A 12,980-nucleotide genomic window follows, 5' to 3' on the forward strand; every position below is an offset into this window, starting at 1 on the left:
AAAGTCAAGTTCAGAAAAGCAGGTTTTACAGTAAAGGACCGCTCAGGCTCGATCGGGTTATCCATGGTCCCTGCTCAGGTATCGGCAAATGCCAGGCAACCCTCCGGCAAGATGGCCAAGCCGACGGTGTCGGTGGCAGCATCCAGACGCTGCATCGTTCGAACCAGAAGCGGCTGCTCCAAACCCTCCACTTTGACGGCGAGCTGCTCGACATCGCCAAGGAAAACACGGCTGTGGACACGGCCGCTGACGTCTGCGGGTTCCCGCGACACCGAAATTCCCTGTGGGCGGATGTAGAGCGTCGTGGGGCTGCCTTCACCAAGATCCAGCCTCTGGGCAAACCGGCCGATCGCCGTTTCGACATGACCTTGGCGGTAGACGCCGGGAACCTTGTTGAAGGCGCAGAAGAACTCAGCGGCATAAGGGTTCACCGGCCTGTCATGCAGGTCGTAGCCCGACCCGGTCTGGACGATCTGTCCGGCCCTCATCAGAACAACCCTGTCGCCCGCCGAAAGAGCTTCTTCCGGGTCATGGGTAACCATGATAACGGTTGTGCCGAGGTTTCTCAGAAGCGACAGCGTTTCATCGCGAACCCTGTCCCGAAGGCCGCGATCAAGGTTGGAAAACGGCTCGTCCATCAGCAGGATATCCGGCTGGGGCGCCAGCGCGCGGGCGAGCGCGGCGCGTTGCTGTTCGCCGCCCGACAGCATATGCGGATAGCGGGCCTTCAGATGCTCTATGCCGATATGTTCGAGAATTTCGGCGACCCTATAGGCGGCAGTCTTTTTCGGCCGGCCCCTGAGACCGAACAGGATGTTCTGCTCGACGGTCAGATGAGGAAAGAGCGCGTAGTCCTGGAAAACGAAACCGATCCTGCGGTCCTCCGGTTCCACGAAGGTTGAAGGACCCGAAACTTCGTCCCCGTTCAACAGGATGCGGCCGGCATCGATCATATCGACGCCTGCGATCATTCTCAGCAATGTCGATTTCCCGCAGCCGGAACGGCCAACGAGACAGATGATCTCGCCGGACCCGATCGTCAACGATACGTCGTCCAGGGCGACGGTCTTTCCAAACCTGCGGCTTACATTGCAAAGCTCGAGCGCAAAATCTTTTGCTGCCGCAACCATCTCTCCTCCGTCTCGGTTCAATGCTCCAAGGTCCTGCAAAAACACCTATGCCCCCGCCGATAACTTGACAATAGCATTCATGCATTTCATAGGGAGCAAATCCACCTCCCTTTCCTCTACCGTACTGATCGCTTACCATGGCACCGCTCTTTACGTCCGCGCTGGCAAATTGGGGCGATGCGCCGGCACTGCTTTTCCCAGACCGCGACCCGATCACCTACCGGGAGCTGGCCGATCGCGTCAGCCGGAAATCTTCGACATTCGGTCCGGGGAAAATGCTGGTCGCGGTGGAGGCGGCGCAATCCGAGCATGCCGTCATCGGCTATCTCGCAGCGCTTCAGGCGGGCCACGCCGTCGTCATGATCCCTCCGGACGATCGGGCGCAGGGTGCGATCATCGACGAGGCCTTTGCGCCGGACATCAGCGTGTGCCAGAGAAGCGGGCGCTGGGAGATGACCGGGTCGCTCCGCGGCCCCGGCGAGGCCGGCATTCCACCCCATCCCGACCTGGCGCTTCTGCTCATGACATCCGGAAGCACGGGTCGCGCCAAGGCTGTAAGGCTCTCGCATCAGAACCTGGATGGGAATGCGGCGTCGATTGCGCAGTATCTCGGGCTGACACCATCCGACCGCAGCTGCATGGTGCTGCCCTTGCATTATTGCTACGGACTATCCGTGCTGAATTCGCATATTTGCGCCGGTGCGAGCCTCTATTTCCCGAAGATTCCGATATCGGATCCGCGGTTCTGCGAGCGGCTGGAACTGGCCGGATGCACGAACTTCTCCGGGGTGCCCTATTCCTATGAGCTTTTGGAAAGCATCGATTTCCGCAACAAGCTGCCGGCGTCCCTTCGGTTCATGACCGTCGCCGGCGGTCGGCTTTCGCCCGACATCATCTGCCGCTACAATCGCCTGATGCGCGAGAACGGCGGCGCATTCTTCGCAATGTACGGACAGACGGAAGCCACGGCGCGGCTGGCCTATGTGCCGCCTGATCAGCTGGACGGCAACGAGGATCGGATCGGCATTGCGATCCCCGGCGGTGCGCTGACACTGGAAGACGAAGAAGGACGGTCGATCCTGTCGCCGTGGCAGCCCGGCGAACTCGTCTATCGCGGCCCCAACGTCATGATGGGATATGCAAGCGCACGCCGAGACCTGGCGCACGGCCGCGAGCTCGACTGCCTGAAAACCGGCGACCTCGCCGAACTCGACGATCAGGGGCTTTTTCGCATCTGCGGGCGCCTGAAGCGCATTTCGAAGATCGCGGGTCTGAGAATTAGCCATGACGCGATGGAGGAGGCGCTTGAGAAACATGGGATTCGCGCTGCCGTTGTCGGCGATGACAAGGCAATCCACGCCTATTGCGCCGGTCCTGCCGAAGAACTTGCGGTAAACCGCATCTTGGCTGCGGCAAGCCGGCTCACCTTGCTGCAGGTCGGCGCCACGTCGCGGGCGAAACTGCCACGCCTTTCATCGGGCAAGATCGATTATGGCCGGCTGACGGCGCAATTTACCGCGAAGAACAGGGAAAGCGACAACCGGCAAGAAACCGTCCAGGAGGTTTTCGCGCAGCTCTTCTACCCGGCCCGGGTCGGCCCGCGGGACAGCTTTCTGTCGCTGGGCGGGGATTCGCTGCGTTTCGTCCAGCTTTCGATCGCGCTGGAGCGCATCCTCGGTGAAGCGCCGCCGAATTGGGAAAAGCTTTCCGTTTCGGAATTGGCTCGCAGGGTCAAGCGCACTGAAACGGCACCTAAACTGGAGGCTAGCCTTCTCATCCGGGCGCTCGCCATCCTTTTCGTTGTCGTCCAGCACGAGACGCTTTGGCCGATTCCGGGCGGTTCAGCCGCGATGGTTCTGCTTGTCGGCTTCGGACTTGCCCGCTTTCAATGGCAAGCCGTTACGGAGTTCGATATCGTCCGCCTGTTCCGCTCCGCGCTTCCGATCGTGATCCCCTATTATCTTATCGTCGCGGGCTACGTGGTTGCCTGGGGCGAGGTGCCGTGGGCGTCCGTCGTCATGGCCGGCAATTTCGGTTTTGCCGATCCGGAGCGACGCACCATGCTTCCCTACCTCTATTGGTTCATCGAAGCTTACTGCCAGATGCTTCTGCTGTTTGCGGGTTTCTTTGCCCTTCCGCCCGTTCGAAAAATGGCCGCATGGTCACCCTTTTCGGCGGGACTGGTGCTGCTGGGCGTCGCGCTGCTCGCCCGCCTGATCATTCCCGACCTCTGGCAAATTGGAAACCGGCAGATTTTCACATTGCCGTGGATGCTCTATCTCGCTGCCATCGGTTTTCTGGCGGCTTTCGCGGATACGACCGCGAAGCGGCGGCTGCTGATGGCGGCGGGCACGGCCGTCTTCTGCTTCTTTGCGTTCTACGAAAGCGTCTGGATCGGCACCAGGGTCAAATATTTGCTACAGATCCCTGTCCTGGCGCTGCTCCTGTTCCTGCCAAGACTGTCGGTGCCGCGCGCGGTGAAAGCGCTCGTCCTGCCGGTCTCCACCGCGGGTTTCCACATCTATCTCTTCCACCGTTTCATGCCGGAACTGCTTCTCCTGCCGTTCTCCGGCAAAATTCCGGCGCCGGTTTTTTCCATGCTCTCCATTGTCGGGGGCGTGGTCTTGGGGGTCATCGCATGGTGGACGCAGAAGCAGGTTTTGTCATTCCTCTCCAAACACCGCGACCTCCCCCTCGGGAGACGGCTGCTGCACTTCGCCGGCACTGACAGCCATAGGCGCTTTTTGCCAAATGGATTTGCGTGGCGACGGTGACCGGAGGCGGCGGGTTTCGCGGATAGGATCAGCGAGGCATCGCTTGGGCGATGGCCCGGCCGATGTCGCCTCGGCTCCCGTTACGATCGCGACGAATGCTGCCATGCCGATTCCCTTCTGAACATGCACGTCAATCCCCGAGAAGTTGGCGGTCGTCACCATCGCGATGGGTGACGAGCTGTTGCTTGATACGCCGCAGCGTCACCGTCGCCTGCGGTCGGATGTGGTAGGCGACGAGACTGGCAATAATGTCGACGAGCGCGAGATAGGCGATGCGGGTCGAGGTCGGCCGGTAGATGTTGTTGCCTTCCGGCAGATCGACTGCCACGGTGATATCGGCGGCGCGGGACACCGGACTGCCGCTCTGGGTCAACGCAATCGTCGCCACCTTCTGCTCGCGCGCCAGCGTAAAGGATCGCACGAGCTCGGCGTTGCGCCCGGAAAACGACGAGCCGATCAGGACGTCGGTGGGCTTTGCCGCCGCCGCCATCATCAATTGCATGCTGTGGTCGGAACTCGCAGTGACGCGCAATCCGAGGCGAAAAAGCCGGTTCTGCATTTCGCTGGCGATCATCGAGGAATTACCACCGGAGCCGAAGGCATAGATCATGTCTGCCGCTGCAAGCCGCGCGGTTGCCTGTTCGATCACCGCAAGATCGAGATTGCGATGCAGCAGGAAAAGCGCGTTCTGCGCCTTGGTGACGATATCCTGTGCCACATCGGCAGGCTCCTGGCTTTTCGGCTCTGGCTTCAGGTAGCGCATGCCGACATAGGCGGTGCGCGCCAGCTGCACCTTGAAATCGGAAAAGCTCTCGCAGCCGAGGCGGCGGCAAAAGCGCGTGACGGTGGGCGGCGAGACATTTGCCTTGCCAGCGAGCTCGATGATCGAGGCATTCACGGCAAATTCGAAATCGGTGAGCAGGATCTCGGCGATACGGCCTTCGGCTTGGGAGAGCTTGGCTTTCTCTTCCTGAAGCGTTGAGAAAATATCCATTTAAAGTGCACCTTTCATGAGATCGCCGATCGCCCAGCCAGACGCCAATACGGACGACATGCTCGGGTCCATAACCGCCTCGGCAAGAATCGAATCCAGATCGGCGATGGTCTTGTGGTCTGCGGGATGATGCCGCCGTCGATGATCTCGCCATTGTCCATTGCAACCTGACCGGAAACGAAGCCAGCCGTTCGCCTCTACCGCGCAAGAAACCGGAAGCGCCTTGCCGCCAGCATCAGTCTGTTCGGCACCGTAACGATTGATGGACGTTCCTTCGCCTTGCAATTTATTTTCTTGATCCGTTGACAACGGACCATAGAAAGCGGAATTTTGCAGCGAAAAGCAATCGTTATGAAAATAATTTCAATATGGGAGCAAACGTGCGCGATCCTTTCCGCAATCCATTCTCTTCGTCCGACGCAGATCGCCACGCGATCTGGCAAATACTGGTCGAACGCGACATCAATGCCTTCCTCGCCGCCGACTGGTCGAAGGTGGCCGGGGATTTCGTCGAAGAGGGTTTCATCGGCATCGACGGAAAGCGAGAAACGAGCCCTGACAAGTGGCGCCTTGCCTTTCCTTCACTGGATGCCTATTGCAACGAATGGCTGCGGCAGGCAAAGGACTTCGCGCGACAATCCTTCGCCGAAGATCCGCGCACCGCGATCTTCGCAATGACGACGCTTGAGGATATCGAGATCGAAGGCGACATGGCGCTGGCCCGCAAGAAGTTCGATGGCAGCCTGAAGAAATCGGATGGCAGCGTCGATATCCTGAAGTGGCAGACACTTTATTATTGCCGCTGGCACGACGGGCGGTGGAAGATCTGCGGTTTTACCGGCTACCTGCCCAATCCGATGGGCTGAACGGCGACCAAGAGGCAACGGCATTGCGTATATTTACCGCCGCCCTGGCGACCGAAACAAACACCTTCTCGCCGATCTGTGTCGATCGTCGCGCCTTCGAAGCCTCGCTTTACGCGCCACCGGGAGAACATCCGGAAACGCCGACGCTCTGTTCGGCGCCAATCACTGTTGGCCGCCGGCTGGCTGCGGAAAAAGGTTTCGAACTGATCGAGGGCACGGCCGCCTGGGCGGACCCGGCGGGCCTCGTCAATCGCCTGACCTATGAAAGCCTGCGCGACGAGATACTCGATCAGCTGCGCGCAGCCCTTCCGGTCGACGCAGTCGTGCTCGGGCTGCACGGCGCCATGGTCGCCGACGGCTACGAGGATACCGAAGGCGACTTCCTCACCCGCGTGCGCAATATTGTTGGCGCTGATATTCTCATTTGCGCCGAGCTCGACCCGCACAGTCACTTGACCGCGAAACGCCTGGCCGCCGCGAATTTCTTCATCTACTTCAAGGAATTTCCGCATACTGACTTCGTCGACCGCGCCGAGGATCTGTGGCGCATCGCGCTCGATACGCTTGCCGGCCGCGTCAAGCCGGCGATGTCGATGTTCGACTGTCGCATGATCGACGTCTATCCGACCTCACGCGAGCCGATGCGCTCCTTCGTCGACAAGATCACGCGGACGGAGGCCGCGGATCCGGATATTCTGTCGATCTCGGTCGTACATGGTTTCATGGCCGGCGACGTGCCGGAAATGGGGACGAAGATGCTCGTGCTCACCGACGGCAAGCCAGAAAAGGGCGCGGTCCTCGCTCGCGAACTGGGCCTCGAGCTTTTCGCCCAACGCGGCACCTTCATCATGCCTCAGATCGATGAAACGGAAGCAGTGTCCCGTGCGCTTGCAGCAGTGAGCGGGCCGGTGGTAATCGCCGACACCTGGGACAATCCGGGCGGCGGGACGGCCGGCGATGCGACGGTGCTGCTCGCCGAGCTGCTGGCGCAGGGCGCGCAGGACACGGCGGTCGGCACGATCTGGGATCCGATGGCGGTGCAGATCTGCACGGCCGCCGGCGAAGGCGCCGAGATCCAGTTGCGCTTCGGCGCGAAATCGGCGCCGGGCACCGGCAATCCGATCGATGGCGTCGTCAAGGTCGTCCGGCTTGTGCGCAATGCCGAAATGCGCTTCGGGGAAAGCTACGCACCCTTCGGTGATGCGGCGCATATCCAGCTCAACGGCATCGACATCATCCTGAACTCGACGCGGGCGCAGAGTTTCGACCCGAGCCTGTTTTCGGCGATGGGCATCGAGCCGACATCGAAGAAAATACTGGTGATCAAATCGACCAACCATTTCTACGCATCCTTCGCCCCGATCGCCGCGGAAATCCTCTATTGCTCGGCAGGCACACCCTACCCGAACAACCCGGCCCGCACGCCCTATCGCCGGGCACCGCGTGACATCTGGCCGATGGTGGACAATCCGCACGGAGATGCGCAGGGCGCGGCTTGAACGGCGGTTTGGAGCGGGATGAATTTAGGCGGAATCGGAATTGGGATTGAACTAAGCTGCTGGCGCGGCAATTGCGGCAGGCTTTTGAGAAGGGTGCCCTGGCAGACGCAAACGGTGCAGCGCGACCCAATCATATGGGCCGACCCGGCGATGCGCGATTCTGATCAGGGCAACAGCCTGCTCATTACACCTCAGCTCTAATCGCATCTTCATCCAAAGGTGCCTCCCGAGCACCCGCTTCACCTTCGACGAACTTTCGATACTCTGAATTATTGGCGAGGAGCACGGAATGGGCGCCTGCCCAATACCGCTGCGCAGGGGCCAGAAATAGCACCGGCGTATCGTCATTGAGCAGCGAGAGGTCATGGGTAACAAAGATGCTAGTGCACGTCTGTTGCAACTCCGCGAGAGCATCCAAAACCCGCTTACGATTACCTTCATCCAACGCTGCCGTGGGCTCGTCCAAGATTAGCAAACGCGGCTTTGTCAGCAACGCGCGGGCCATAGAGAGCCTTTGCTTTTCGCCTCCTGATAGCCGGTTTCCTCTTTCTCCAACCGTTGGCTCGCCTAAAGTTTGGTGACGTTGAACAACCTCATCAAGCGCAAGCTTTCGAATTACATTCTCGATCTCCTCGGCCGGCGCTTCTATTCCAAAGGCTATATTCTCAGATATTGACCAGTCGAATAGCAAGCAATCCTGCTGCACTACGGCGATATTTGATCTGAAATTAGTTGCGTTTTGCTCGGTTATCTTTTGCCCATTGATGAGATAGTCGCCACCGCTGGCAACGGATAGGCATGAAATCACCTTCAAAAGTGAGGATTTGCCTACGCCCGATGGGCCGACAATGAACAATTGCCCATGGCTAGGAACAGCAAAGGAGAGATCGGCCAGCAATGTTCGGTCATCGATTTTAAGCGTCAAGTTTCGCGTTTCCAACGATACGGGATCGCTGCTTGCCGCATCCAACTGAGCGATTTGCGGGACGGGTACAGAAAGGAGATCAGTCAGCAGTCGCGCCTCGCCTAGTGAGGAATTCACCTCCCTATAGACTCTGGCAAATGTCTCAACGGGTTGGAGCAGGCGGATGATGTAGGTGTTCAGGAGAACAAGCTCTCCGATACTCATTGTTCCCTGACCGGTGTCAACAGCTCCACGCCAGAGCACGCCTAGAACAACAACGCCAAACACGAGGGCCTGAAGAGCTCCAAAGTAGGCCCGCTGTTTAAAAGTCACCGCCCAAGCGCGATCGTTGATCTTCAACTTGGCGTTCAACCGCTCCGTGAAATCCGGCACCATGTTGGATTGTTGCACGAGTTCCGCGTTTGCCACGCCGTCGAGTCCGAAATTCCAAGCCTGAATACCGGTCTCCATCGCTCCTTCTGTTGCCTTCCTGATTTTGGCGGCTGAGATATTGGTGATGGCTCCGTACAAAAACAGCGCGGAAAACAGAAAAAGCGCTATCCACACATCGATCATAAAGGCAATAACCGAAGCGGCGATCACCAGCTCGATCAGCGTCGGAATTAGAAAGAACGTTAAATTCGACGTGATTTCGCGAACAGCATCAAGACCCCGCTCAACGGTCCTCCCTATCTCGTAGGTCGTGTAGTTCTTCAGGCGATAATACGGGAGCGACAATGCATGTCTGAACACATGCGTAGTAAGGTGTCGTTGGAGCCGCAAGTTCATGGGACCAAATGTGAGCCACTGGGCCTGCTCCAAAATACCTACAATCGTCAGACCAATCCCAAATGCGATTATGTATTTGACACCCAGGTCGACCTGAACGTCGCCCTTTGTGAGCGCGTCTATACCTAACGAGAAAAATATGGGGAACAGCGCTGCGCCTATCGCTGTAAGCGTAATAGTAGCCAGAACCAACGAAAACAAAGCTCTTTGTTTCCCGTTCTTCAAAAGCATAATGTTTATTATGCCAAACAAGTTTGCTTTATCACCCATTATCACTCAACTCCTATTAGATTATCAATCTATATCTAAGAATAACAAATAATATTATTCTTAGAATTATTCTGAATGTATTTCATATCATGATGTTTTTGCTTGACCAACAAAAAATCCATGCTAGCTATTTCTTCGCAGCAATCTCGCTGCACTAAGAATGTAAAACAGGAGGTAAGTGATGGCTTCGCAGATTCTTAACCCACCGCAGTTTGGCACCGAGATCGAGTTCATCGACGCCGGTGAGACACCAACCCAGACCGCAGCGGCAACATGCTCGCGTTGCGACAGCAGCAGCCGTTGCGGCGCTTCTGGTAAGTCGTCTGGCTCTTCCAGCTCCGTATCGGCCTAGCCGGGCCAAGGCGGCCCCTGTTCGGGGCCGCCACCATTTCAGAGGAGGTTCGCATTCATGTTTTCGGTATCCCCATTTATACTGAGTTCCGCGTCAGCCGACGGGGCGTGGCAGCTTTTCACGCCGCTAGGCGCCTCTCGCGTAACAGATGCAAATCTCGTTGCTGCGTTGGGCGAGCTATCGACCCTGGATCGTCACATTCATGAGGACACAATTGGCGAACTTTTGGAACGACAAGCGCTTCCGATAAGCGCCGCGCAGCAGTTTTTGGAGCGCCTGAAGGTCCTTCGAAGGATCGATGAAAAGAAGAACATCGTCATTTTCTCGCCTTCGGAATCCATTGCCGCCAGCTTGGCGGAGCTGATCTTGAACCGCGACGCGGTTTCGTGCCGTTACTGCACGAAAGTCACAGATTTTGCAGGCGCCGACCTCGTCCTTGCGATCCAGGATCAATATCAGCCACAGCTTGCGAGGGAAATTTACAGCGCATGCAAAGAAAAGAAGGAGTGCATATTGTTGCACTCATATTTTGTCTTTCGGCATTTCATAATCGATGGTTTTTACTCCCCGGCCATCGACCTGCCGGATCATTTCAGCGGCCTGCATAACCTGGCGGGCCTCGACCGCTCCGCAAAGTTCAAGCCTGCGAGCTGGGCGGATTTCTTTTTCGCTGACCCTTACGCCATCGAAACGTTATCGGTACCCACGTTTCCGTCCGCCGATATCGAAATCTCCGCCGCCCTCCACCTGGCATATATGCGCATGCGGCCTTTGCTAACTGACGGCGTATCACCGCTCTTTCCAGACGACTTGAGCACCGTCATAGAACTGAACCTGGACACCGGCCGGGTTGAACGACACAGGGGTGTCCACTCCAATTTCAGCTCCGCTCTCAGAGAGATTTAAGAGGAGATCTCCTATGAGGCACATCAAAATCACTTCCTTGAACCAGATCGCGCACGCAAGTCAGTTTGTTGATGCCGAGGTGGAAACGGAAATTCGCACTTTTCACCAGCACACCATCTCCGTTGCGGGCACTGCGCTCGAAAACTCGTTGAGCCAACCATACCTATCGCTGGAAGATCTGAAACGAGCAGAAGCGTTCGAAACGCGCTTCTCCCACATCACTGGGAGCGTAGAGGGGAGCACCTGTGGCCGGGCAGATCCGGTGGTGCGCTGGCCTTCTGTTTCCAAGGGAAGTCCACGGCAGATCGATTTTGAAACTGTTGCCCAAGTTTTTGCGCAAGCAATCGGGGCAGACGGCCATGGTCGCAGGCCATATCCCTCTGGCGGTGCTTTATACAGCATTGAAGCGGTTGCCATATTGGGGGATTCGGCGGGATGCGTTACCGACTTCAACGTCCTTCACTATATGCCAGTAAGCAATTCCTTTGAGGTGCTCGCCGGAGCCTACGATCGAGAGAAGTTCCAGAAAATCTATAAGATTGAAGCCGCAGCTTTTTATGTGGCGTATTTTATCAATCTCAAGAAAGCGATTTTTAAATACCGGTCCAGGGGTTACCGGCTAGCCCTGATGGAAATCGGATCGATGTATCAACAAATGCTGCAGGTTGCTCAAACACACGGTCTCGGATCTCGGGTGCTCTCAGGATTTTCCGAATATGCACTGGCAAAGAACTGTGGCTTGGATAGCCGAATTCTCTTGCCTGGCATTATCCAGGCGTTTGCCTACCCGGGGGAGAATTGATGTTTCACTCTTTTCGCAGCTTTGCGGTGCAGACACCGCGCTATCGGGTTACACCTGCTTATCCGGCTTGCATTCAAGAACCTACAGTTTATTCCGCTGACGATGTGAACGCGATCTATGGGCATGGTTTCGGGTTTGGGGAGGGGATCGTAGTAAAAGCGATCGGCGAATACCTGGAACGATATACGGCCTTCAGAACCGTGACGCATAGAAAATCCGGGGCCATCGCAGATATGGGCCTAAGCTTGTCGGAAAGGCAGGCACTTGTGCAGGCGCTCCGGCAGACATGCGACGATGGCGTTCGCGAGGACATCGAAGCGCATTCTTTTCGCCTCGTTGAGGTCACATCACTCGGGACGGATCGCAAAGTCCACTATCCCGCCGTGTTTCTGTCTTTGCACAGTTTTGATGGGCAGCTCGATTCCAGCTTTCTTCCGGTTCGAGATACCTCTGGTTCTGCCATACATCGAAGCAGAACAGCAGCGCTCCGTGGCGCGTTGCTTGAGTTCATCGAGCGACAGAGTACGACGGCCATGTGGGTGTCTCGTCGCTGCAACGATATCCAACCCCTTACAGATAAGCTGAAGGACAGGAAGGCCATCACAACTCACAACCAGATGGCGATGAACGGCAACGTCCGCGTCTTGGACCTTTCATTCATAAAGGGTGTAAGCGTGCAATTTTGTGAATACAGCTCGAAAATCGAAGGAGCTGTCGTAAATTTTTCTTGTGGGTGCGCGGCTGACTTTGACCCGGAAACGGCGCTCATGAAGGCATTTACGGAAACGTGGCAGACATCACTACTGCTGCCGCAGATGGAGTTTTTTGGTAGCCGTGAATATGGCAGCAATACACTTAAAGAAAATTTCCAGGCGGCAAACAGGCCCGAATTTGATCTCGGTGTACAAAAAGCCCCAATCGAGTTCGGATCAAATTTGTCAGGCAACGATTTGGATAATCTGGTCCAAAACATAAAGACGATATCTGAAAACGTTTACGTCTACTTTCGCGAGATCAATATTGCGGGCGCGCAATTGCATTTTTGCCGCGTCGTGTCCCCTGACTTCTTTGTCCATATGAGCCCAGGGGCGAATAACAATAATGAAAACACCTGGATAAATTCATTCTGCAAGGCATCAGAGAGGCGGCTTGAACCGATGCCTTTCTCTTAAAAACAGGGCGGCGACACGCCGCCCTGTTCGTTCTCTAAAATAGCTATTCCTCAGCCCTCTTGGAACGCTTTGATACGGTAACACCTAGGCCAATGTCCTTGGCGATGTTTGAGCGAGCCGCAGCGTAGGATGGCGCAACCATCGGATATTCCGGTGATAAACCCCATTTGACGCGATATTCGTCAGGAGTGAGGTTATAGCTTGATTTTAAATGCCGCTTCAGCGAACGGAATTTTCGACCGTCTTCCAAGCAGACAATATAGTCCTTCAGGATTGATTTTCTAATTGGAACTGCCGGCTGCTGTGTTTTTTCTGAGGGTCGCTCGGCGCGTTGGGGATTTTGCTCCAGCGCGTTTTGGACACTTGCGATAAGAGAAGGCAGATCCTGAAGCGAAACATCGTGCCTGCTCACGTATGCCGTGACGATGTTGGCGGTCAGTTCGGTTATGTTTTCTTGAGCTTGATTTTGGGGCTTGGAATACATCGAGTAACCTACATCTACCGCTACAACGGGTATGTCCA

11 protein-coding genes and 1 pseudogene are annotated in these 12,980 nt (G+C 56.6%); 7 read left to right on the plus strand and 5 right to left on the minus strand.

All coding sequences use genetic code 11. From position 1 onward, the window contains the following. Positions 1-74: 74 nt before the first annotated feature. On the minus strand, positions 75-1,130 hold the full coding sequence (locus ACSQ2W_RS21465) for an ABC transporter ATP-binding protein (RefSeq protein WP_436088222.1): 1,056 nt from the start codon (positions 1,128-1,130) through the stop codon (positions 75-77). A 137-nt stretch (positions 1,131-1,267) separates the two neighbouring features. Between ACSQ2W_RS21465 and ACSQ2W_RS21470 the strand changes: the two genes are divergently transcribed. Continuing rightward, on the plus strand, positions 1,268-3,904 hold the full coding sequence (locus ACSQ2W_RS21470; protein ID WP_436088223.1) for an AMP-binding protein: 2,637 nt from the start codon (positions 1,268-1,270) through the stop codon (positions 3,902-3,904). Positions 3,905-4,034: 130 nt separating this feature from the next. On the opposite strand, the gene ACSQ2W_RS21475 is transcribed toward ACSQ2W_RS21470, so the two are convergent. Both ACSQ2W_RS21475 and ACSQ2W_RS21480 read right to left on the minus strand, forming a co-directional pair. After that, positions 4,035-4,898 carry a MurR/RpiR family transcriptional regulator gene (locus ACSQ2W_RS21475; RefSeq protein WP_436088224.1) on the minus strand — a complete coding sequence of 288 codons (864 nt, stop codon included), beginning with the start codon at positions 4,896-4,898 and terminating at the stop codon, positions 4,035-4,037. 22 nt (positions 4,899-4,920) lie between these two features. Next, a pseudogene (locus ACSQ2W_RS21480) lies at positions 4,921-5,162 on the minus strand (RidA family protein); the annotation flags it as partial. Between the two features lie 116 nt (positions 5,163-5,278). Here ACSQ2W_RS21480 and ACSQ2W_RS21485 point away from each other — a divergent pair. Both ACSQ2W_RS21485 and ACSQ2W_RS21490 read left to right on the plus strand, forming a co-directional pair. Beyond that, the gene (locus ACSQ2W_RS21485; RefSeq protein ID WP_436088225.1) at positions 5,279-5,764 is read left to right on the plus strand and encodes a hypothetical protein; all 486 of its coding nucleotides are present in this window, start codon (positions 5,279-5,281) and stop codon (positions 5,762-5,764) included. A gap of 23 nt (positions 5,765-5,787) precedes the next feature. After that, entirely contained in the window at positions 5,788-7,263 is a 1,476-nt protein-coding gene (locus tag ACSQ2W_RS21490; protein ID WP_436088226.1) for a M81 family metallopeptidase, read from the plus strand. A 184-nt stretch (positions 7,264-7,447) separates the two neighbouring features. Here the strand turns inward: ACSQ2W_RS21490 and ACSQ2W_RS21495 are convergent, their stop codons facing one another. Then, a complete protein-coding gene (locus ACSQ2W_RS21495) occupies positions 7,448-9,226 on the minus strand; it encodes an ATP-binding cassette domain-containing protein (protein ID WP_436088227.1) in 1,779 nt (592 codons plus the stop codon). A gap of 181 nt (positions 9,227-9,407) precedes the next feature. On the opposite strand from ACSQ2W_RS21495, the gene ACSQ2W_RS21500 reads away from it, so the two are divergent. From ACSQ2W_RS21500 to ACSQ2W_RS21515, 4 genes are read left to right on the plus strand one after another with little or no spacing between them, the layout of a single operon-like run. Next, on the plus strand, positions 9,408-9,578 hold the full coding sequence (locus ACSQ2W_RS21500) for a phazolicin family TOMM bacteriocin (protein WP_436083333.1): 171 nt from the start codon (positions 9,408-9,410) through the stop codon (positions 9,576-9,578). A gap of 57 nt (positions 9,579-9,635) precedes the next feature. Further along, a complete protein-coding gene (locus tag ACSQ2W_RS21505) occupies positions 9,636-10,484 on the plus strand; it encodes an McbB family protein (RefSeq protein ID WP_436088228.1) in 849 nt (282 codons plus the stop codon). A gap of 13 nt (positions 10,485-10,497) precedes the next feature. Then, positions 10,498-11,286 (plus strand): nitroreductase family protein, encoded by a 789-nt coding sequence (locus tag ACSQ2W_RS21510; protein ID WP_436088229.1) that lies wholly within the window; start codon positions 10,498-10,500, stop codon positions 11,284-11,286. Further along, on the plus strand, positions 11,286-12,458 hold the full coding sequence (locus ACSQ2W_RS21515) for a YcaO-like family protein (RefSeq protein ID WP_436088230.1): 1,173 nt from the start codon (positions 11,286-11,288) through the stop codon (positions 12,456-12,458). Before ACSQ2W_RS21510 ends, ACSQ2W_RS21515 begins: the two co-directional genes overlap by 1 nt. Before the next feature lie 43 nt (positions 12,459-12,501). On the opposite strand, the gene ACSQ2W_RS21520 is transcribed toward ACSQ2W_RS21515, so the two are convergent. Continuing rightward, a complete protein-coding gene (locus tag ACSQ2W_RS21520) occupies positions 12,502-12,942 on the minus strand; it encodes a MucR family transcriptional regulator (protein ID WP_436088231.1) in 441 nt (146 codons plus the stop codon). Positions 12,943-12,980 lie beyond the last annotated feature (38 nt).

The organism is Pararhizobium sp. LjRoot255 (genome assembly GCF_964252905.1).
GTDB lineage: Bacteria > Pseudomonadota > Alphaproteobacteria > Rhizobiales > Rhizobiaceae > Pararhizobium.

Coding starts and splice junctions, on each gene's coding strand:
- ACSQ2W_RS21465 (WP_436088222.1), bottom strand. CDS start 1,130: ATGGTTGCGGCAGCAAAAGATTTTGCGCTCGAGCTTTGCAATGTAAGC.
- ACSQ2W_RS21470 (WP_436088223.1), top strand. CDS start 1,268: ATGGCACCGCTCTTTACGTCCGCGCTGGCAAATTGGGGCGATGCGCCG.
- ACSQ2W_RS21475 (WP_436088224.1), bottom strand. CDS start 4,898: ATGGATATTTTCTCAACGCTTCAGGAAGAGAAAGCCAAGCTCTCCCAA.
- ACSQ2W_RS21495 (WP_436088227.1), bottom strand. CDS start 9,226: ATGGGTGATAAAGCAAACTTGTTTGGCATAATAAACATTATGCTTTTG.
- ACSQ2W_RS21500 (WP_436083333.1), top strand. CDS start 9,408: ATGGCTTCGCAGATTCTTAACCCACCGCAGTTTGGCACCGAGATCGAG.
- ACSQ2W_RS21505 (WP_436088228.1), top strand. CDS start 9,636: ATGTTTTCGGTATCCCCATTTATACTGAGTTCCGCGTCAGCCGACGGG.
- ACSQ2W_RS21510 (WP_436088229.1), top strand. CDS start 10,498: ATGAGGCACATCAAAATCACTTCCTTGAACCAGATCGCGCACGCAAGT.
- ACSQ2W_RS21515 (WP_436088230.1), top strand. CDS start 11,286: ATGTTTCACTCTTTTCGCAGCTTTGCGGTGCAGACACCGCGCTATCGG.
- ACSQ2W_RS21520 (WP_436088231.1), bottom strand. CDS start 12,942: ATGTATTCCAAGCCCCAAAATCAAGCTCAAGAAAACATAACCGAACTG.